17 protein-coding genes and 1 riboswitch are annotated in these 20,752 nt (G+C 38.2%); of the genes, 11 read left to right on the top strand and 6 right to left on the bottom strand.

Annotation, left to right across the window (positions count from 1 at the left end; genetic code table 11):
- Positions 1-57: 57 nt before the first annotated feature.
- Positions 58-1,785: a bifunctional isocitrate dehydrogenase kinase/phosphatase gene (gene aceK, locus FHS59_RS05615; protein ID WP_184493796.1), complete on the bottom strand. Its 1,728-nt coding sequence runs from the start codon at positions 1,783-1,785 to the stop codon at positions 58-60.
- A gap of 314 nt (positions 1,786-2,099) precedes the next feature.
- Here aceK and FHS59_RS05620 point away from each other — a divergent pair, with 314 nt between their 5' ends.
- Genes FHS59_RS05620 through FHS59_RS05635 form a run of 4 tightly spaced genes read left to right on the top strand, consistent with a single transcriptional unit; the run spans position 2,100 to position 4,977 of the window.
- Complete coding sequence (locus FHS59_RS05620; RefSeq protein WP_184493798.1) at positions 2,100-2,783, top strand: hypothetical protein; 684 nt, start codon at positions 2,100-2,102, stop codon at positions 2,781-2,783.
- Position 2,784: 1 nt separating this feature from the next.
- Positions 2,785-3,420: an NUDIX hydrolase gene (locus tag FHS59_RS05625; RefSeq protein WP_184493800.1), complete on the top strand. Its 636-nt coding sequence runs from the start codon at positions 2,785-2,787 to the stop codon at positions 3,418-3,420.
- A 59-nt stretch (positions 3,421-3,479) separates the two neighbouring features.
- Positions 3,480-4,733 (top strand): DUF819 family protein, encoded by a 1,254-nt coding sequence (locus tag FHS59_RS05630; RefSeq protein WP_184493802.1) that lies wholly within the window; start codon positions 3,480-3,482, stop codon positions 4,731-4,733.
- Between the two features lies 1 nt (position 4,734).
- Positions 4,735-4,977, top strand: coding sequence for a (2Fe-2S) ferredoxin domain-containing protein (locus FHS59_RS05635; protein ID WP_184493804.1), 243 nt, complete (start codon positions 4,735-4,737; stop codon positions 4,975-4,977).
- A 17-nt stretch (positions 4,978-4,994) separates the two neighbouring features.
- Here the strand turns inward: FHS59_RS05635 and FHS59_RS05640 are convergent, their stop codons facing one another.
- Positions 4,995-5,315 (bottom strand): YbjQ family protein, encoded by a 321-nt coding sequence (locus FHS59_RS05640; protein WP_184493806.1) that lies wholly within the window; start codon positions 5,313-5,315, stop codon positions 4,995-4,997.
- A 237-nt stretch (positions 5,316-5,552) separates the two neighbouring features.
- On the opposite strand from FHS59_RS05640, the gene FHS59_RS05645 reads away from it, so the two are divergent.
- From FHS59_RS05645 to metF, 5 genes are all read left to right on the top strand, one after another.
- Positions 5,553-9,845 carry a PAS domain S-box protein gene (locus FHS59_RS05645; protein WP_184493808.1) on the top strand — a complete coding sequence of 1,431 codons (4,293 nt, stop codon included), beginning with the start codon at positions 5,553-5,555 and terminating at the stop codon, positions 9,843-9,845.
- A 57-nt stretch (positions 9,846-9,902) separates the two neighbouring features.
- Positions 9,903-11,219, top strand: a complete 1,317-nt coding sequence (locus FHS59_RS05650) for a hypothetical protein (RefSeq protein ID WP_246388312.1) — start codon at positions 9,903-9,905, stop codon at positions 11,217-11,219.
- Between the two features lie 84 nt (positions 11,220-11,303).
- Positions 11,304-11,402, top strand: a riboswitch (SAM riboswitch).
- 60 nt (positions 11,403-11,462) lie between these two features.
- A complete protein-coding gene (locus tag FHS59_RS05655) occupies positions 11,463-12,515 on the top strand; it encodes a homocysteine S-methyltransferase family protein (RefSeq protein ID WP_184493810.1) in 1,053 nt (350 codons plus the stop codon).
- A gap of 22 nt (positions 12,516-12,537) precedes the next feature.
- On the top strand, positions 12,538-15,216 hold the full coding sequence (gene metH, locus FHS59_RS05660) for a methionine synthase (protein WP_246388313.1): 2,679 nt from the start codon (positions 12,538-12,540) through the stop codon (positions 15,214-15,216).
- The gene (gene metF, locus FHS59_RS05665) at positions 15,213-16,166 is read left to right on the top strand and encodes a methylenetetrahydrofolate reductase [NAD(P)H] (protein ID WP_184493814.1); all 954 of its coding nucleotides are present in this window, start codon (positions 15,213-15,215) and stop codon (positions 16,164-16,166) included. Before metH ends, metF begins: the two co-directional genes overlap by 4 nt.
- Before the next feature lie 74 nt (positions 16,167-16,240).
- Here metF and FHS59_RS05670 read toward each other — a convergent pair whose 3' ends face one another.
- Positions 16,241-16,762 (bottom strand): hypothetical protein, encoded by a 522-nt coding sequence (locus FHS59_RS05670; RefSeq protein ID WP_184493816.1) that lies wholly within the window; start codon positions 16,760-16,762, stop codon positions 16,241-16,243.
- A gap of 294 nt (positions 16,763-17,056) precedes the next feature.
- On the opposite strand from FHS59_RS05670, the gene FHS59_RS05675 reads away from it, so the two are divergent.
- Together FHS59_RS05675 and FHS59_RS05680 are read left to right on the top strand one after the other, a co-directional pair.
- On the top strand, positions 17,057-17,911 hold the full coding sequence (locus FHS59_RS05675) for a hydroxymethylglutaryl-CoA lyase (RefSeq protein WP_184494510.1): 855 nt from the start codon (positions 17,057-17,059) through the stop codon (positions 17,909-17,911).
- Positions 17,912-18,460 carry a PepSY-associated TM helix domain-containing protein gene (locus tag FHS59_RS05680; RefSeq protein WP_184493818.1) on the top strand — a complete coding sequence of 183 codons (549 nt, stop codon included), beginning with the start codon at positions 17,912-17,914 and terminating at the stop codon, positions 18,458-18,460.
- Here the strand turns inward: FHS59_RS05680 and dprA are convergent.
- The 3 genes from dprA to FHS59_RS05695 form a co-directional block, all read right to left on the bottom strand.
- On the bottom strand, positions 18,457-19,587 hold the full coding sequence (dprA, locus tag FHS59_RS05685; protein ID WP_184493820.1) for a DNA-processing protein DprA: 1,131 nt from the start codon (positions 19,585-19,587) through the stop codon (positions 18,457-18,459). The two genes, FHS59_RS05680 and dprA, sit on opposite strands and share 4 nt — an antisense overlap.
- Positions 19,556-19,909, bottom strand: coding sequence for a MerR family transcriptional regulator (locus FHS59_RS05690; RefSeq protein WP_184493822.1), 354 nt, complete (start codon positions 19,907-19,909; stop codon positions 19,556-19,558). Before FHS59_RS05690 ends, dprA begins: the two co-directional genes overlap by 32 nt.
- Before the next feature lie 86 nt (positions 19,910-19,995).
- A complete protein-coding gene (locus FHS59_RS05695) occupies positions 19,996-20,700 on the bottom strand; it encodes a 16S rRNA (uracil(1498)-N(3))-methyltransferase (protein WP_184493824.1) in 705 nt (234 codons plus the stop codon).
- Between the last annotated feature and the right edge of the window lie 52 nt (positions 20,701-20,752).

Genomic DNA, 20,752 nt, shown 5'->3' on the forward strand with positions numbered 1-20,752 from the left:
AGCGCCAAATGCAAAAATAGACTATTGTAGCTGTAGATAGAAGTAAAATCTTAAAGCTTAGATTTTTTGATCTGGTCGGAAACGGATTTCCTCCGGATAGGGGAAAGCATGAATTAATTCACCTTTACCGATTCTTGATTGTATTCCCTGCCAATGCTCCGGTGAAAAAAGATCCTGATGGTATTCCAGAAAATGTTCTTTCAAGTCTTTTCTTCCTATCATCCATCTTTTGAAATCCTCGGGAAATACATCGTTTTTGGCAATAGAATACCAAGGTTCCGAAGCGTAAATCTGCTCGTAAGTTTCGGCTTTGGGTTTGATCCGAAAGTTCATGTCAGTTAGGAATTCTATCTCATCATAATCATAAAAGATCACTCGTTTCTGTCTTGTCAGCCCAAAGTTTTTGGTCATCATATCTCCCGGAAAAATATTGGCTTGAGCCAATTGTAAGATAGCTCGACCATAATCTTCCACTACTTTTTTGCCTTCATCTGTATCACAATGTTCCAGATACAGATTTAAAGGTTCCATTTTTCTTTCGGTATATAAGTGCTTTAAAACCAAATGAGTATCGGTAAATTTCAATAATGAATTGGTCGTGTTTCTCAATTCTTTGACAAGTTCCGGGCTGATACGCTCGATCGGGATTTTAAAATATTCGAATTCATGTGTATCAGCCATCCTTCCAACACGGTCATGAAGAGATACCAATTTATATTTCTCACGGACTTCTTGGCGAGTCATGTTTTTTGGCGGCTCAAAGTGATCTTTGATCAGCTTGAAAACAATATTTAAAGAGGGCAAAGTAAACACCGTCATCACCATTCCTTTGATACCGGGAGCTACGACAAATTGATCTGAACTGCTTTCTAAATGATGGAGAAAATCTCTGTAAAAAAGTGTTTTTCCGTGCTTGTTAAATCCTATTGCATTATAGAGTTCGTGGATTTTTTTATGAGGAATTACAGAGCTTAGAAACGCCACAATTTCAGATGGCACTTCAGCTTCAACCATGAAATAAGATCTGGTGAAACTGAACATATGACTCATCAGATTTGGATCGAAAATCAGAGTGTCTACAAAAACGCCATTATCACCATGCAAAACAGGAATAATAAATGGCATCCATTTTTTTCCGACGAAAGTTCTTCCGATAAGATAGGCTGCTTTATTTCGATAGAAAACAGATTTTAGGATTTGTGTTCTGGTATCTGGAGCGATACTATATCTGGTCAAAATCACTTTTCTAACTCCTTCAATCAAAAACTGGATATCTTTCTCCTTGTCCATAAAAGGAGCCCCAAAGTCAAAATCATCTAAAATCTGACGGATGATTTTGTCCAAGCCTAGACCTTCTGGATAATTTCTGATCAAATCTGAGTTTTCTCTGATGCTACAGAAATCATGACCTTCCATGACAAACATTAATTCTTCATCGATGGCTAGATTTTCAAAAGTCTTTCGGATGACGGAGTTGAAGAAAGTTTCTGCGATTTCCAACTCTTGAATATCCACAATGAGTTGAGCGTAGTTAGACTTGATTGCAGCCCAAAGTTCTCGGTCAGTATTTTTTGCAACCAATAATTCTTTGCAGGAAGCGGCAAGGGGAAAAAGTAAATCCTTGTAAAGTCTTAATCTTTGTTTGTGATTGAGTTGGATCGCTTTCCAATTTCTTTCACTAAAGTATTTGGGTGTTAATTGGGTGTAAGTGTTGAAAGATTTGATGTATTTCAAAAAACCATCGAGGATTTTTTTTGCGATCTGAATATCAAGAGAATCGTCCATGCGAAATGTTTAATTTCAAAATTGAAAAGACAAGATACATAGATAAATTTTTTTTGGATTTGAAGAAGATTTTTTGTCCTGATTTTTAGGATGTTACCTTTTATAAATGGTCGGGAAATAAAATTTTGAAAATCTTTCGCAATCGATTGTTTGGAGTATATGAAAACATTTTCTACTTTTCGCAAGTATTCATGAATTGAATATCTACAATAGGTTTAATAGGTTTGAGAGCAGGAAAAGGCCAGGATTTTATCCGGGCCTTTTTTGTTTTTTAAAGACTCTAGATTAGTTTCAACTTCTCCTATTTATTTTCTATGAAAGTTTCACCTTTTTTTAAAGTAAAAATTCTCTCCTTTCTGGCTTTGGCAGGAATTTTAATTGCTTGTGAATCCTCAGAAAAGGAATCCGAAAATGCGGAAGATATTCTTACTGTAGATGAGGAAGAAGCAAAAAAACTCATAGGATATATCCAGTCAGGTTTGGATGAAAAGTCAGAATGGAAATCCCACTGGTCTGGATTGATTGGGGCATTTGATGCTGCAGATTTTAATCTCATCCAAACTGATACCATTGATCCAATGGAGATGCCTGAAATGAATCCCATTTTGCCTGGAGATCCTTTGTTTCCTTATCAAATTCCTAATCCTGCTGGAAATGGAACGATGGATATTTACAGTTATAAAATAGAAGCTCAAGATGGTTTAGAGTCACCATTTTTAAATCCGGATTCCGAAGTCATTTGGTATCGTGAGGATGGAATGAAAGAGCGGCTATTGTTTATGGGACCTTCCGGGATGTTTGAGGATGGTTTGTGGATCAATGAATCCACCTTTGTGGTTTTTGGGTATTTTCAGGAGGAAGCGGGGTATAGACCAATGGCATGGGTGATTGAATTGGAGACTCATAAGGTGCATCGCTACCAATTAGAAAATGTGAAAAAGGAGTACGAAACGGAATCGTACCTGAATCAAAAAATTAAAAAGGTTGATTTGAGTTGAAATGGGATTTGAAGAGTTTATTGAAATTCTTAGAAATGGATTGAAATCGCCGCTCCCAGGAGTGGATGCTCATTTGACAATGTCACCCAGACCTATCAACTGGAAAAGATTTGATCACAAAAGACCCGAAAATCACAGAAAAGGAGCAGTCCTTCTTTTGTTTTATCCCCAAAATGGAGAGCCATTTTTTCCTTTAATCAAGCGGCCTGAATACGATGGAGTGCATAGTGGTCAAATCGCTTTGCCAGGAGGCAAGATGGAGCCAAGTGATCCTGATTTGATTTTTACAGCTTTGAGGGAAGCTTCAGAAGAAGTGGGTGTTGATCCCGAACAAGTAGAGATTTTAGGACGTCTAACTGATTTGTATATCGCGCCAAGTAATTTTTTGGTGACACCTGTCATCGGAATTTCTTCTGTAAAACCTGATTTTGTACCCGAAGAAAAAGAGGTCGATAGAATTATACAAACTACGATCAAGCATTTATCTACACCCGAAATCAGGAAGGAGAAAATTCTTGAAATCAGTAATTCTTTTAGTTTAAATACGCCCTATTTTGAAGTAGAAGATGAAATGGTTTGGGGAGCCACTGCGATGATTCTAGGAGAATTGCTTCAATTATTGGAAAGGGGAAAGTAAAAGGTTTAATTTCTGAGGATTTTATTGGTATTATAGTATTTCACTCCGTATTTCGATCCATGGAAGAAAAAAGCGCTTTATTCACCAATGATGCAGTTGTATTTGGGATTCTAATGGCCATTTTGGCTTTGGTTTTTGCAACTTCAGCTAGTTCAAATACTTTTTTTAAGAAATTCTATAAAGTTGTTCCGACCGTCCTTCTTTGCTATTTCATCCCAGCTGTTTTCAACTCCATGGGCTGGATCTCAGGAGAAGATTCTGGAATATATCATGTTGCGAGCCGATATCTTTTGCCAGCTTCACTTGTATTGTTTACCATAAGCATAGATCTCAAAAGTATCTTAAAGTTAGGTCCAAAGGCATTGACCATGTTTTTGGCGGGAACCGTTGGGATTATGTTGGGAGGACCGCTTGCTTTGGCGACAGTTGGGTTTATTCAGCCTGAGATTTTGGGAGGTTCTGGGCCAGATGAGGTTTGGAGAGGTTTGTCTACAATTGCCGGATCTTGGATAGGTGGAGGAGCAAATCAAACAGCAATGCTGGAAGTTTTTGGAGCAAGTCCGGCACTTTTCAGTCAAATGATTGCTGTGGATGTTTTAGTTGCCAATTTATGGATGGCTTTTCTTCTTTATTGGGCCGCAAAGCCAGAAATAATAGATAAGAAGTTTAAAGCGGACAATACAGCTATTTACGAATTGAGAGATAAGATTTCGGAGTTTAGAGCAGGGATAATGCGGATTCCCACACTATCAGATACCATGATTATTTTGGGTGTAGGCTTTGGAGTTACAGGTTTTTCCCACTTAGTAGCTGATACCATCGCTCCTTGGATCGGTGAGAATTACCCAGAGTTGGGACAATATTCTTTAGATTCCTCATTTTTCTGGATTGTAGTTGTAGCAACGACCTTGGGATTGCTGCTTTCATTTACCAAAGCGAGAAATCTCGAGGGAGCAGGCGCTTCTCGAATGGGAAGTGTTCTTTTATATGTTTTGGTTGCATCTATCGGAATGCAAATGGATTTGGGAGCAGTTTTAGATTCTCCAATTTTATTCCTGATCGGGATTTTGTGGATGTTCTTTCATATCCTGATCATGTTGATTGTCGCCTATTTAATAAAAGCCCCTTTCTTTTATGTGGCTGTAGGATCGCAGGCGAATGTCGGCGGAGCAGCATCCGCACCAATTGTAGCTTCGGCCTTCGATTCTTCTTTGGCACCTGTAGGTGTATTATTAGCGGTTTTAGGATATGCAGCTGGAACTTATGGTGCGTATCTTTGTGGATTGATGATGCAGGCAGTTTCAGGAGGTTAACATGGAATCTAGGAGAAGATTGATTTTTGTTTGTGAGGGTTCGGATTGTAAAAAGGAAGATTCGAAGGGTTTGAGAAAAAGTCTTGAAAAAGAACTTAGCTCTGGTGAATTCAAAGGTCAATGTAAACTGATTCGAACCAAGTGTATGGATTTTTGTAAATCTGCCCCAGTGGTGATAATAGGAGATCATGTCAGTAAAAAGACGAATCTCAAAAAAGTAATAGAGCAACTAAAAAAGTCCTGAGAAATCAGGACTTTTTTTCATTTTTTAGAGATTTTGACTGCGGTTCCACTGACCGTGACCATCAGCATACCATCTCTGATTGTTTCATAATCAAGGTCAATACCAACAATTGCATTCGCTCCAAAAGCTCTTCCCTGCATTTCCATTTCTGTCATTGCAGTTGCTTTAGCCTCTCGCAACACTTGTTCGTATGCAGAAGATCTTCCTCCTACGATATCAGTAATACTTGCAAAAAAATCTTTGAAAACGTTGGCTCCAATGATAGTTTCTCCGGAAACAACACCTAAATATTCATCGATTTGGTAACCATCCAAGGATGGGGTAGTTGAAATAATCATAGTGTGGTTTTTGATTTTTGTACTAGTTTAATTTCATTTAATCACGAATTTATCAAAATCAAGGTTTAAATAAATTACTTAAAGACTAATATCCTCTAAAAATTAAGCAGAATTTTTTCAATTAAATTGCATCTAAAAGGTAATATCTGGTTGGAAAGTCACTGTACTTTTAGCCATATTAGCCTGCGTTTTATATTATTAGTCCAAGAGGCATAGGGAAGATTTGTATCCAGCTGTATGACAAAGTTTCAACAATTTGATATTTCTGATTATTTCGATCAAATGAGTGAACCACTTCTGATGATTGATTCTGAAGAAATAATTTTTTTCAATGCTTACTTCAAATCCAATTTTGTTCTGCCAAATGATGATTGGAAAAAGTTTGTCGAATACCCCAATGTCATCGATGTTTTAAATGGATATTTTCAGGGAAATGAACTTTCTTCTGCCACATTTTATAAGTCTCTCGAATCTCTAGAACATGAGTTCATGCTTTTTGAATGGAGTTTTGTGCCTTTACCCTCAAGCTATTCAGATCGTTTTTTAATCCTGAAAGGAGTGAGGTCGAAATTCTACTCTCAATCGATTCTTAAAGATTTGGGAAAAAGTGGGCTGGATGAAGTGAATTCAAGTTTCCGGTATTTAGAAAGTATTCTGAATAATACCCATGATTTGATTTCAATCCTCGATGTTGAGGGAAATTACAAGTTTATCGGTCCCAATGTTGGTAGAACTTTAGGATTTAAAGTCGAAGATATAGTAGGTAGGAATTTCCGCGAGTTTATAGATACTGGGGTAATCGAATTAGTCAAAGGAAACTTTCAGGAAGTACTGGATTCTGAAGAGGAAGTGAATATTGATTTTTGGATAAATCGCTCGGATGGAAAAAAGATTTACATAGAAAGCTATGCCCGCAATCTTCAAAATCATCCAAATATCAAAGGTGTCATCTTCAGTGCAAGAGATATTACAGACTATAAACTGACAGAGTTTTCCTTGCAGCGAAGGTTTGAGTTGGAGAATATCATCAACAAAACCTCTTCTTTCCTGATCAATGAAAGCCCTAAAGAACTGACAAAGAATTTTGTCAGTGCATTGTCCCAACTCAGCAAATCCTTAAAAGCCAATTGGTCAAAAATTTTCATTAAGAAATATGAAAATTCTGAGCTCGAATTGATCGCTTCTTGGAGTAGTAAAATGGCAGAGGAAAAAGATGATGTAGATTGGAATTTCATTACTAAGCATATACAGGACTCACCCAACTCTGATGATTTTGGAAAAATAGGTTTGATACCTACCACAGAAGAGGAGTCACTGATATTAATTCCTATGATTTCCTCGCTCAAGTTCAAAGGAGTTGTGGTGCTGGGAATTTCTGAAAAGGATCATTTTTTGGATGAAAATGAACTTCAGATTTTGCGGCAACTTGGAGATATTTTCGCAGGAGCATATCAAGGTGGACAACTTCTGAGAAAAATAGAAAGGAACGAGAACCTCTTGGCTACTACGGAGCTTTTGGCCAAGTCAGGTTCATGGAGGTATAGTCAAAACAGAAATAGTTTTCATTTTTCGGGAGGATTGGCAAAAATGTTTGGGTTAGGAGATAAACCTACCTATGCTAAGTTTTCGACCTTGTTTTACAATATCAATAAGCAGTATCGGCAGGAATTTATTGAGAATCTCAAATATACATTCAGAACTCAGGAACCTTCATCAGGAGAGTTTTATATGGCATCCAATCAGGATGAAAAACAAACGTTGATAAGTTACGAGATCAATGCGAGGAAGCATTTTTTCAATCAAAGTTTAGAGGTTTTTGGGTTTTGTACTGACATCACAGAAAAACGAGCGTCTGAAGAGTATCTCTTATTGCAATCCCAGATTTTGGCCCAGGTAAGTGACCCAATCGTGGTAACAGATTTGGATCTGAATTTTATCTATGTAAACGAAGCTGCTAAAAAACTCTGTGGGAAAGATTCTTCAAAACCTTTTACGGGCAGTTTTTGCAAATATTTCGAATTTCAAAATCAGAGTTTGGAGAAGTTCCTTTCTAACCATGGAAAGGAAACCATTTGGCAGGATGAGATTTTCATCAAAATTCAGGGGAAGGAGAATGAGCCATTTGATCTTTCTGTAAAGACCATACACTCGGATAAAAACGAAAATATCGGTTACTCCTTTGTACTTAGAAATTTATCTGAAAAATACGAAGCGGAAAAAATTTCAAATCGAGCAAAACTTATCGTAGAAAACAGTCCTACGATTCTATTTAGAGTAGATCCATACCAAGATTTTCAAATAGAATATATCTCAGAAAACATCAACAGATTTGGCTATGACTCCAAAAAATTAATTGCTGAGAAAAGGTCGTTTTTGGATTTGTTATATTCTGAAGATGCAAGAAAAATCAGAGAAACCGCCGAGAAAAACACAACAGAAAATGGGATCAATGCTTTCTCAGGAAGTTATCGATTAAAAAAATCCGATGGTCAGTTTATCTGGGTGGAAGATCAAACACAAGACGTGTTTGATGAATCAGGAAAAGTTGTACTTCATGAAGGAATTCTTCAGGATGTCAATGACAGGAAGAATCTAGAGGTAATCAACGAAGAACGAGACCGCCAGTACAGGATTCTAGCATCAAATCTACCTGATACCAATATTTTCTTGTTGGACAAAGAGAGAAAGTACATTGTGGCCGAGGGAACCAATTTTGAAAATTGGGGGATGAAGCGGGAGGATTTTGAAGGGAAATTCTTGTGGGAAGTCTATTTGACTTCGTATGAGGAAGTAAGTACTTTATTGGATAAGGTTTATTACGATCGGGAAATTGTAGAAACAGAGTTCCCTATCAAGAACAGATATTATTCCAGGACCTTCAGGCCAATTGTAATCAAGGATCAGGTTGAATTTGTGTTGAGTATCATCCGGGATATTACAGATGAGCATCAAGCTAAAATTGACCTTCTTCAATCTGAGGAAAAATACCGTACCCTCGTTGAAGAATCTACCGAGATAATTTTCTCTCTTACTGAGACTTTTACACTGAGATATGTCTCACCAAATGTGAACCAGTTCTTGGGATATCAGGCTGAGGAAGTAATCGGAAAGAGCATTTTTGAATTTTTGAATCCAGATGATATGGGGGAATTCCAAAAGATGCTTGAGTCCACAGATGATTTCTTGGCAAATACGCAGTTCTTGGAATTCCGATTAAGGCATAAGAATGGCGATTTCAAGGTATTTAACTCAAACGGGAAGCTGATTTTCGATAAAGATGGGAAAGCAAAATACTACACTGGAATCGCGAGAGATATTTCAAAATTAAAAGAAGCTCAGAGGGAGTTGATGAAAGCAAAAGAAAATGCTGAACAAGCTTCCCAAATTAAATCTCAGTTTCTGTCTATCATGAGCCATGAGATCAGAACTCCGATGAATGCTGTCATCGGACTTTCGCATCTTTTGATGGATGAAAATCCTCGTCCGGAGCAATTGGAGAATTTAAAAACTTTGCAATTTTCTGCAGAGAACTTAATGGCTCTGATCAATGATATTTTGGATTACAATAAGATAGAATCAGGCAAGGTTGAGTTGGAGAACGTGTCATTTGATCTGAAAAATATTGTTTCCAGAATTGTTCATTCCCATAGTTTTCAGTCTAATGAAAAGTCATTGAATGTAGCCTGTCACTTTGACGAAAAACTCCCTAATCTGGTCATTGGCGATCCGATCAGACTTGGGCAAATAATTAATAATCTCATTTCCAATGCGATCAAATTTACCGACCAGGGATCCGTTAATATTTCATTGAATGAAATCAGTAGAAGCAAGGAGGAATCTCTGGTGGAATTTACGGTTGAGGACACCGGGATTGGAATTCCTGAGGAAAAGATTGATACCATTTTTGAAGCTTTTACCCAAGCATCGTCTTCTACGACGCGTAAATATGGAGGAACAGGATTAGGTCTTGCTATTGTTAAAAAACTGGTTGAGTTATTTGAAGGAGAGATCACCGTAGATTCCCAAGAGGGAAGAGGAAGTAAATTCACTTTTAGAATAGGTTACCGTATTGATCGGTCAAGTGTTGTAGAGCATCTCAGAGGAGGCGATAAACCATCCAAATCACTTGAAAATGCTTCGATCCTTGTAGCCGAGGATAATTATGTCAATCAGATTTTGATTCAAAAATTCCTGAAAAAATGGAATACAGGAAAACTTGTCATCGCATCTGATGGGGAAGAGGCTTTGGAATTATTCGAAAAGGAGGATTTTAACTTGATTTTGCTGGATCTTCAAATGCCGGTTTTAGACGGGTTTTCTGTGGCAAAAGCCATTCGAAAACACAGCCTTAAATCAAAAAGTGAAATCCCAATTCTTGCATTAACGGCAACCTCTCTTCATGAGATAAAAAAGGAATTAATTGATATAGGATTCACTGATTTTGTGCCTAAGCCTTTTATTCCAGAAGTCCTATATGAGAAATTAATTAAGTCCCTTAATCAGAAAGATTACTCTGGCTTTTCTGTTTAGCATTAATTTTGCGTAGTACGCTCGAGACTTATAAGTCGAATCAAACAGAGTAATTTCATGTCCCTTTTTTCTCGTTTTTTTCTCTTCGTTTTATTCTTAGGGATTTCCTATAACCTTCCGGCTCAGCGCTTAATTACTAAAAGGTCTTCCTTTTATCTGATGGCGGGTACATCCGGCGCTAAATTAAGGCAGTTTGATCAATTGCTGGAAGATAGAGGTCTGACTGGGTTGAGGAATAAATACCATACAATAGGGCTGGGATATCAAGCCCGCTACAACGATTTTGTTATTGGTATGGAAGTCTATCATAATCGGGGGGGCAAGAGTGAACTGGATGATTTTAAACTGAATTATAGAACTTCGAGAGCTCTGCTGAACATTGGATATGCTTTCATTGAGGAGTCAAATATTCAGCTAATTCATTACATGTCTATTGGGGCAGGTTTTTTGAATTTTCAAATGCTTCCGCAAAGTTCATCTCAATCCTTAGAAGGCTTTTTAGCCGAACCATCCCAAGGATTTATTTTAAGAGAAAAGAATATTCAAAAAGGGACCAGATATTATGGGAATTTCCTCACAGAAACTGGCTTCCAATTAAGTTATGATTTTGACCTTCCTGGGAGAAAAGAAGCTCTAGAAGTCTTATTGAAATTGGGCTATGCTTTTAGTCCATTTGAAGGAAAATGGAATTTGAATGGGCTTTCTTTTGATAATGCCCAAAGTGGCGCTTTTATCCGTGTGGGAGCTGGGTTGACTTTGCCTGATAGAAATTTCTTTTACAAAGACGCGAGTATAGGCTTATACCTGATCAATGGCATTCATTTTACAAGTCCTGATGGATTTAATGAAGTTTTAGAGTCAGAAGGATTTAATGCTTTTGATGGGAAGCCTTCTAATCTTGGACTGCGCATTTTAGGTGAAAGTGGGAAATTCCTGTACGGAGCCGATATCTATAATCTGGCAATGAGTGGTTCTGCAAATAATATCAGAAATCATACTTTGAATAGTTTGAGGGTATATGGAAATCTAGGGATGAAATTCATCCAATACAGAAATTTCGCCATTGGAGGTATTGCGGGACTTGGGTTTGGTAATATCCGTTATACCAATACCATGAAAAACAAGCCGGATTTTCCAGAGCTATTTGAGCAAAGGACTTTCGATGGATACTTGAGAAATAGTGGCTTGATGGCAAAGCCTGAGCTATATGTGGAATATGGTATTCCGATAGGGAAAAGAAACCTTTTTGACGTCGTTTTTAATACTTCCGTAGGGTACGAACTTCCCCTTGCCAACTATAAATTAGCAGATTTTAGCATGGCATCTTATATGTCAGCACCTTACTTAAGTTTTGGTATTGGGGTAAGACCTTAGCAGATTCTTATAATAAGTCGAAATCCCTTGGCCAAATTTGATCTTAGAACCTGTTTTATTAACAAAATGATATTACCTTTGGTCTGCTTATCGAGAAAGACCGAGGGAAGGGCCCAACGACGTCTTAGCAACCTGTTTCCAAGGTGCTAACTCCCATCCCGAGTTATCGGGAACAGATGAGCGGATGAGTCCTGGTACTTTTTTCCGTGTTTTGCTCGATTTGCTTTTGAACGATAATCTAAGATGCAAAACAGAACCGAACTCTTACTTCAGCAGATTTCCAAACGAATTCTTATCCTCGATGGAGCAATGGGCACTATGATCCAGCGCTATACATTGACGGAGGAAGATTTCAGAACTCCTGAATTGGCAAATCATCCCAAGGCACTGAAAGGAAATAATGATTTATTATCCCTAAGCCGTCCGGATATCATCAAAGCCATTCATGCTGAATACATGGAAGCTGGAGCTGATATCATCGAGACGAATACCTTTTCAGGAACGACCATTGCGCAAGAGGATTATGGATTGGCGAATTTGGCGTATGCCATCAATTTTGAATCCGCTAAGCTTGCAAGAGAAGTTGCAGAAGAGTTTACGGCCAAAAACCCTGACAAGCCGAGGTTTGTAGCAGGTGCAATTGGCCCTACCAATAGGACTGCTTCTCTTTCTCCAGACGTGAATGATCCAGGATATCGTGGGATTACTTTCGATCAACTTGCAATTGCCTATGCTGAGCAAGTGAGAGGTTTGTTGGATGGTGGTGCTGATATTTTGTTGGTTGAAACGATTTTTGATACACTTAATGCAAAAGCAGCGCTATATGCGATTCAAGATGTTTTTGAGGAAAGAGGACTTCCATTAGATCCAAAAGAAGGTGGAATTCCAATCATGATTTCGGGAACGATTACCGATGCATCAGGTAGAACCTTATCTGGCCAGACTACAGAGGCATTTTTGATTTCAATTTCCCATGTACCTCTGCTTTCAGTGGGCTTGAACTGTGCTTTGGGAGCGAAAGAATTAAGACCTTATTTGAAGGTTTTGGCACAAAAAGCGCCTTTTTATGTAAGTGCTTATCCAAATGCCGGGCTGCCAAATGAGTTTGGCGCATATGATCAGGGAGCCAATGAAATGGCAGATCAGGTTCGCGACTTTTTAAAAGAAGGAATGTTGAATATCCTTGGTGGTTGCTGTGGTACCACTCCAGAGCACATTTCAGCTTTAGCAAAGCTATCTGAAGGCTTTCAGCCAAGAAAATTACAAGAACAAGAAGTAGAAGAAACACTGGACTGAGGAGATGGTAAAGAATCAATACATGAAATTATCAGGTCTAGAACCTTTGGTTTTAACGCCTGAAATCAACTTTGTGAACATTGGGGAAAGAACCAATATCACGGGGTCGAAGAAATTTGCAAGGCTCATCTTAAATAGCCAATACGACGAAGCGCTGGAAGTGGCACTAGATCAGGTTCGTGGTGGAGCTCAGGTCCTTGATGTCTGCATGGATGAAGGGATGCTTGACGGTGAGTATGCAATGGTTAAATATTTGAATTTAATCGCTTCTGAACCTGAAATCAGCCGAATTCCAATCATGATCGATAGCTCGAAATGGGCAATTATTCTGGCTGGGTTAAAATGCATCCAAGGAAAAGGGATTGTGAATTCCATTTCCTTGAAAAACGGTGAAGAAGAATTTATCAATCAGGCGAAGACCATTAAGAAATTTGGTGCAGCGGTAGTGGTGATGGCTTTTGACGAAGATGGACAGGCAGATACCTACGACCGAAGAATTGAGATTTGTGAGAGAAGCTATAGAATCCTTGTCGATGTAGTCAAATTTAATCCTCAAGACATCATTTTTGATCCGAATATTTTCCCTGTGGCAACTGGAATGGATGAGCATAAGAAAAATGCTCTGGATTTCTTTTTAGCTACGAAATGGATCAAAGAGAATCTTCCTGGTGCAAAAGTCAGTGGTGGTGTTAGTAATGTGAGTTTCTCTTTCAGAGGAAATAATCCTGTGAGAGAAGCGATGCATGCGGCATTTTTATACCATGCGATTCATCATGGGATGGATATGGGAATTGTCAATCCGACTATGTTGGAAGTTTATGATGATATTCCAAAAGATCTTCTGGAGCGTGTGGAAGATGTGCTTTTTGATAGGAGAGAAGATGCAACCGAGAGACTTTTGGATTTTGCTGAGACGGTAAAATCCTCTGGTAAAAAAGAAGTTGTCAACGAAGCTTGGAGATCCGATCCTGTTTCAAAGCGAATTGAGCATGCTTTGGTAAAAGGAATTTTGGACTTTATAGTTGAAGATACAGAGGCGGCAAGATTGGAGCTTCAAAATCCTTTGAAAGTGATTGAAGGTCCATTGATGGACGGGATGAATGTGGTAGGAGACTTATTTGGTGAAGGAAAAATGTTCCTTCCTCAGGTAGTGAAGTCCGCTCGGGTAATGAAAAAAGCTGTGGCTTATCTTGAGCCATTTATGCCTTTGCCGGAAGAAGGACAAGAAAAAAGTTCTTTGAAAAAGGTGCTGATGGCAACCGTAAAAGGGGACGTTCACGACATTGGTAAAAATATCGTCGGAGTAGTTTTAGCATGTAACAGCTACCAAATCATTGATTTGGGAGTGATGGTAGATGCCCAGAAAATCATTGACGAAGCGATTAAAAACGATGTAGATATTATTGGTCTGAGTGGGTTGATTACTCCATCCTTAGATGAGATGGTCAATGTCGCATCAGAAATGGAAAGACAGGGATTGAAAATTCCTTTGTTGATCGGAGGAGCTACGACTTCCCGAATTCATACTGCCGTAAAAATAGATCCGGTTTACAGCGGAACAGTTGTGCACGTGACTGATGCAAGTAAGTCCGTTCCTATCGCCGGTGAGGCGATTTCTCCTGAAACCAAGGATTCTTATCGTCTGAAAATAAAGGAGACCTATGCCCAATTGAGAGTGGAGCATGAGGCCAAGCAGACTATCAAGCAATTAGTTTCTTACGAGGAGGCAAAAGCAAATCCAGTGGAAATTGATTGGACTCAATTTGATCCTGTAAAACCAAAATCATTAGGAAATACTGTTCTTGAGAATCTTGATTTGAATATTTTACGGGAATACATCGATTGGACTCCTTTCTTTAGTACTTGGATGCTAAGCGGCAGACACCCCAAAATATTAGAAGATCCAATTGTAGGAGTGGAAGCTAAAAAGCTTTTTGAAGATGCCAATCAGATGTTGGATCAATTGATCGAAGAGAAATGGCTTTCTTCGAATGCAGTATTTGGAATTTATCCTGTAAAACGTGTAGAAGATGATGCTTTGGTGCTGGATTCTGAAGGAAATAAAACTGGTGAATTTCACTTCTTGAGACAACAAGGTAAAAAAGGTAAGGGTGTTCCAAATAGATCTTTGGCAGATTACCTTCATCCTGAAAAAACAGATTATCTGGGTTGTTTTGCTGTGACCGCGGGAACAGGTATGGAAGCCAAACTTGCTGAATTCCAAAAGGCTGGAGACGATTACAATGATATCTTATTCAAAGCTTTGGCAGATCGTTTGGCAGAAGCAGCAGCAGAATATGTCCATGAATTGGTAAGAAAGGATTATTGGGGATATTCAAAAGAGGAGTCTTTAAATAATGATTCTTTAATTCGAGAGGAGTATTTAGGGATTAGACCTGCGCCTGGATATCCTGCATGTCCTGAACATTCTGAAAAAGAGGAAATTTCAAGATTGCTGGATATGGAGAAAAATGTAGGAATTACACTTACTTCTAGTTTTGCAATGTATCCAACTTCTTCGGTTTCTGGATTTTACTTCGCAAATCCGGATAGTAAATACTTTGGACTTGGAAAAATCGGAGAGGATCAAGTCGCTGATTATGCCAAAAGAAAAGGCATTTCCCTGAAAGACGCAGAGCGATTACTTTCTCCAAATTTAGCTTATCAACCCAAAATTAATCTTGCCTCACAACCTATATGAAAATTACTGAGCACCTGAAAAACGCGAATGAAACGCTTTTTTCATTTGAAATTTTACCTCCTCTGAAAGGCCAAAGTTTAAAAGAACTTTTAGAAGGAATTGCTCCTTTGATGGAGTTCAAGCCACCTTTTGTGGATGTGACTTACCACCGAGAGGAATATATTTATAAGAAGCATCCAAATGGTCTTCTGGAAAAGATCAGTACCAAGAAAAGGCCTGGTACTGTCGGGATTTGTGCGGCGATTATGAATCGTTTTCAAATCGATGCAGTTCCACATTTATTGTGCGGTGGTTTTACCAAAGAGGAAACCGAAAACGCGCTGATCGATCTGAATTTTATTGGAGTTGAGAACGTGTTGGCTCTTCGCGGCGATGCTCCAAAAACTGAAGGGAAATTTATTCCGGAAACAGATGGACATCATTTTGCCAGCGAATTAGTGGAGCAGATTGTTCGCATGAACAATGGGAAATACCTTCATGAGGAGACTGAAACGAGCTTTCATACTGATTTTTGTATTGGAGTTGCAGGGTATCCGGAGAAGCATTTCGAAGCTCCATCCATGAAATTTGATCTGAAGAGACTGAAGGAAAAAGTTGATCGAGGTGCAGAATATATTGTCACGCAAATGTTTTTTGACAATCAGAAATACTTTGAGTTTGTGAAAGAAGTTCGCGCAGCTGGGATCACTGTTCCTATTATTCCTGGAATCAAGCCAATTACTACGATAGGACAAATCACTATGCTTCCAAGAACGTTCTTTTTGGATCTTCCTGATGCATTAATGGATGAATTGGAAAAGTGTAAAACCAATTCTGAGGTACGTGAAGTAGGGATAGAATGGTCTATTCAGCAATGTAAAGAATTGATTCAGGCACAAGTTCCATCTCTACACTTCTATACTATGAGTAAGGCTGGAACTACCTATGCAATTGCGAAAGAAGTTTTCTAAATAACAAAAACTCTAAAAATAAAGAAACCCACCTAAACTAGGCGGGTTTCTTGTATTAGAGGGAATTTTGGTGATTAATCCTTCTCTAATTCGATTCTGATTTTCTCGACTTTTTCTTTCGATTCTTTGCTCAATTTATCAAAGTTTTTCTCGAGCCAATCTAGACTTTCTTGGGTGGCATCTTCTATATCTTCCACCGTATTTTTAGTCCCTTTTTCAACTTTTTCAGAAGTTTTATCCCACCACGCTTCTACATTTTTCAAGTGCATGTCGGCAGTTTCTTCAAATAACTCTTGATCATTTTTCGCATTTTCGACGATTGTTTCATAACGTTCTTCAATCATTTCGATTTCTTGATCGTCTGCATTTAGATCTTTGTAGACAGCCTCTGCTTTGTTGTCTAAACTGTCATATCTTTCGTCAATTGCAGTCCAATTATGAACTGGGACAATTTTTACGGCAGATTCAATGCTGTCTACATAACTTTGAAGGTTGGATGTTACTTCCATTTTATCCTGTTCATCATACTGTTTAGTCTCACAGGCAAAAACGGTGACTAAAGCTGCACCAATAAGTAAAGTTGATTTAGTTTTCATAATTAATTGTGGTTGGTTTTGATATGTATTATGCAATACATCTACCAAAAATGTTTTTGAAGGATCTATCTCCTAAAAACTCACTTAAAAAGCTGTTTTGGAGGGTTTTAGAGGGTTTTGAATTGATAATCAATGAATTGTATCAAAATGGGATAAGGAAAAATATCCCCATTTTATCCCATTTATCACCATAGGTTGGCTGGTTTTTTATGAATATGCTTATCAAGTATAGAAGATTGATGCTATTCAAATAATTTCCTGAGAATGGCAAAATTAACTTTAGTAAATTCAGCCATGATTAAATTGATAGAGTGTCCAAGAGACGCCATGCAGGGGATTCCTCACTTTATTGATACTGCCATCAAAGCAGCATATATCAATCAGCTTTTGGAAATTGGATTTGATACGATTGATTTTGGAAGCTTTGTGAGTCCAAAGGCCATCCCTCAAATGAGAGATACAGAAGAGGTTTTGAGTTTATTGGATCTTCATCATTCTAAGTCAAAACTTTTGGCTATCGTCGCCAATTTGAGAGGGGCAAATGATGCAAGTCATTTTCCTGAGATTGATTATTTGGGATTTCCTCTTTCTGTTTCGGAAACTTTCCAGCAAAAAAATACCAATAAGTCTATTCAGGCCGCACTGGAGGAGTTAGAAGAAATTCAAAATGTATGTGAGGTGAAAGGGAAAACTTTGGTTACCTACCTCAGCATGGGTTTTGGAAATCCTTACGGAGATCCTTATTCACCGGACATGATTGCCGGATTTGTGGAAAAACTCGATCAACTTGGAGTGAAGATCATTTCATTATCAGACACAATAGGTGTAGCAAATCCTGATTTGATCACTGAGTTGTTTCAAATTCAGAAACAAGCTTACCCGCATATTGAGTTTGGGGCGCATTTACATAGTACGAAAGAAACAATTGGAGAAAAGGTTTTAGCAGGATTGAAGGGAGGATGTGAGAGATTTGATGGTGCGCTAAACGGATTTGGTGGTTGCCCAATGGCTAAAGATGAGTTGGTAGGTAACATGGCAACTGAAGTAATGATCCAAACACTGGAGTCTGCAGGACATGATTTACAATTAAATAAAGTGGAGTTAAAAGAAGCAATGAAGTTGACTCAATTTGTTTTTAATGAAGTGTAAATGGCAGATCCAATTAAATCGAAAGTAAAAGCTTTAAGGTTATATCGGGTCTTTCACCGATGGCTTGGAATACCTTTAATTCTATTCTTTTTCTTAATAGGGATTACTTCCATTCTCTTGGCATGGAAGAAAAAGGCTGAATTATTACCTCCCACGCTTAAAACTAAGGTGGAAAATGGTACTTGGATTTTGCCATCTGAAATGGTGAAAATAGGGGAGTCAGAAATGGCAAAATTGGGATTGGATCCAGAAGTAGACAGGATCGATATCCGACCAGATAAAGGTATTGCCAAAGTCACATTTAAAACCCATTTCACAGAAGTTCAGGTAGATGGATATTCAGGTAATGTATTGTCGGTTTCCACTAGACATTCTGATTGGATTGAAAAAGTGCATGATGGAAGTATTGTAGATTACTATTGGACAGGAGAAGAAGGAGCTAAATTGACTTATTCTACCTTGACTTCATTAGGGTTGATTTTGATGAGTATTAGTGGATTTTATCTGTGGTATTTTCCCAAAAAGATCAGAAAGCTCAAACAGCATTAACTTAAAAGCTTATACTTCTTTCCCGGAAGGGATTTGACAATTCCTTCAAACTCCAGTGAAAGTAATTTTGCTGATAATTGCCCTAATGGAATATCGGTTAGTAAACTGATTTGATCAATTTCAGCTTCTTGCTTTTCCATCAAGAGTTTTAATATTTTCACCTCATCTGTAGGTCTTTCACTTAAATCCAAGGAAGGTTTAGTGATTTTTGATTCTCCCGGTTTACTCCAAAAAAGAGCCTCTGCAATGTCATTTGGGCCAGTATATATGCTGGCCTTCATTTTCTTAATAAGTTTATTACAGCCCTCACTATATGCAGATTGAAGGTTTCCTGGTACTGCAAAAACTTCCTTGTCATACGAAAAAGCAATTTCTGCGGTAATCAATGCACCTCCTTTTTCTGCTGCTTCCACCACAATCAATGCATCTGAAAGACCTGCAATAATTCTATTTCTTGCTGGGAAATTCCCAGGTGTCATCTTGCTTTCCGGTGCATATTCACTTACTATGGCACCTGTTTCCATCAAGTCCATTGCGGTCTTTTTATGCACAGAAGGGTAGATTTGTCCGATTGGAGAGCCCATAATTGCTAAAGTGGGGATATTTGCCTGGATGGCTGCTCTGTGTGCTTCTATGTCTATCCCATAAGCAAGTCCTGAAATGATGGTAGGTTGATAAATGGCTAAGTCCTCGATGATTTTTTTGGTTGAAGCTTTGCCGTAGGCGGTTGCGCTTCTGGTTCCTACTATGCCTACTGTTCTGTCTACATTGAAATCCGCATTACCCTGTGTGAATAAAAGTGCAGGGCTGTCTTCCTGAGACTTCAGGCGTTGAGGGAAATTGGAATGAAGTGAAGTTAAAATCTGAAATCCCTTTTTTTGGGACTCATTTAGTAATTCATCTGCTTTCTTTAAAAGAGAACTTTCCTGATTTTTGAGTTCGAGGAGTTTTTCTCCAACTCTTGGAGTCTTTGCTGCTTTACCTTTTGGAAGTTCAAAAAATCTCTTTGCAGAGCCTGAATATGCGATGATTGATTTTATTATTCCTGGACCTATTTTAGGAGCAGACCAAAGTGCAATAAAATACCTAAGTTCCTCAGGAGTCGGATTTTGAGTTGAATTCGTCACGGATATTAATTAAAAAATCTTTGATCTGTTGCAACTTCTGGACAGCAGCAACTTTATCAAATCCATGTTCCTTTCCAGATTTGATCACTTCCTGTGCTCCTTGAAGTGTGTACCCTTTTTCTTTGACGAGATGGTAAATGTATCTTATTTTTTCAATGTCATCTTTGACATATCTCCTGTTCCCTTTTTTGTCTTTTTTAGGATGGATGATATCAAATTCACCTTCCCAATATCTGATAAGAGATGGGGCAACATTGAAAAGTTTTGCAACTTCACCAATTGAATAATACTTTTTCTCTATTTCTCGCTCTTTGTACGGCACCGTAAAAATTGATTTAACACTAAATTAATCAAAATGGCAAACAATGTTCATGTATCGCTTGAACGTTTAGAAAAAAAACGTAAAAATTAGCGATTTCGTACTTGGAGCATTTGTACTGCTGCTAATCCGGCAGTTTCTGTTCTTAATCGGCTTTTACCCAAAGAGACTGGTTTAAAGTCATGGGATAATGCTTTTTCAATTTCTTTTGGATCAAAGTCCCCTTCAGGCCCTATTAAAATCAGATAGTTTCCTTTTGGCTTTGCAGAGTCCATCAAATGGTGATCATGATTTTCATCTACATATGCGATGAATTTCTGATAATCATCAAATTCAGAATTGGTGATAAATTCCTTAAAATCAGTGGTTTCATTGATTTTTGGAGTGTGATATTTTAAGCTTTGTTTACAGGCCGAAATCATCTTTTTATGCAGTCTTTCGGTTTTTAGAAAACTTCTTTCCGAATTCATGGTCGAAAGTAAGGTCAATTCATGAAAGCCAATTTCAGTAATCTTTTCAATCATCCATTCCATGCGATCTGGACTTTTAGTCGGAGCGATCGCAAGATGAATGTAGAAATCATCTGCAGGAACCTTTTCACTTGAAATCACCTGAAGAATAGATTTTTTTGGATTGGAATCTATCAATTTGCACTCATAAAGACAGCCTTCTCCATCTGTCACGTGGATGATGTCACCTACACGCTTACGAAGTACCCGAGTTAGATGCTTGGATTCTTCCGGTTCCAGATGGATGGTAGGAGGGGAAATGTGTTGTTGAAAAAAGAGCTGCATAAGTGGTTAAAATTAAAATTTATTCTTTTGGAAAGCACCTATTCTCTAAAAG

It is taken from the genome of Algoriphagus iocasae (assembly GCF_014206875.1).
In the GTDB taxonomy this organism is placed as follows: domain Bacteria; phylum Bacteroidota; class Bacteroidia; order Cytophagales; family Cyclobacteriaceae; genus Algoriphagus; species Algoriphagus iocasae.

Bases quoted from the DNA above. Each gene is read 5' to 3' on its own strand.
- aceK (WP_184493796.1), bottom strand. From the start codon at position 1,785: ATGGACGATTCTCTTGATATTCAGATCGCAAAAAAAATCCTCGATGGT.
- FHS59_RS05620 (WP_184493798.1), top strand. From the start codon at position 2,100: ATGAAAGTTTCACCTTTTTTTAAAGTAAAAATTCTCTCCTTTCTGGCT.
- FHS59_RS05625 (WP_184493800.1), top strand. From the start codon at position 2,785: ATGGGATTTGAAGAGTTTATTGAAATTCTTAGAAATGGATTGAAATCG.
- FHS59_RS05630 (WP_184493802.1), top strand. From the start codon at position 3,480: ATGGAAGAAAAAAGCGCTTTATTCACCAATGATGCAGTTGTATTTGGG.
- FHS59_RS05635 (WP_184493804.1), top strand. From the start codon at position 4,735: ATGGAATCTAGGAGAAGATTGATTTTTGTTTGTGAGGGTTCGGATTGT.
- FHS59_RS05640 (WP_184493806.1), bottom strand. From the start codon at position 5,315: ATGATTATTTCAACTACCCCATCCTTGGATGGTTACCAAATCGATGAA.
- FHS59_RS05645 (WP_184493808.1), top strand. From the start codon at position 5,553: ATGACAAAGTTTCAACAATTTGATATTTCTGATTATTTCGATCAAATG.
- FHS59_RS05650 (WP_246388312.1), top strand. From the start codon at position 9,903: ATGTCCCTTTTTTCTCGTTTTTTTCTCTTCGTTTTATTCTTAGGGATT.
- FHS59_RS05655 (WP_184493810.1), top strand. From the start codon at position 11,463: ATGCAAAACAGAACCGAACTCTTACTTCAGCAGATTTCCAAACGAATT.
- metH (WP_246388313.1), top strand. From the start codon at position 12,538: ATGAAATTATCAGGTCTAGAACCTTTGGTTTTAACGCCTGAAATCAAC.
- metF (WP_184493814.1), top strand. From the start codon at position 15,213: ATGAAAATTACTGAGCACCTGAAAAACGCGAATGAAACGCTTTTTTCA.
- FHS59_RS05670 (WP_184493816.1), bottom strand. From the start codon at position 16,762: ATGAAAACTAAATCAACTTTACTTATTGGTGCAGCTTTAGTCACCGTT.
- FHS59_RS05675 (WP_184494510.1), top strand. From the start codon at position 17,057: ATGATTAAATTGATAGAGTGTCCAAGAGACGCCATGCAGGGGATTCCT.
- FHS59_RS05680 (WP_184493818.1), top strand. From the start codon at position 17,912: ATGGCAGATCCAATTAAATCGAAAGTAAAAGCTTTAAGGTTATATCGG.
- FHS59_RS05695 (WP_184493824.1), bottom strand. From the start codon at position 20,700: ATGCAGCTCTTTTTTCAACAACACATTTCCCCTCCTACCATCCATCTG.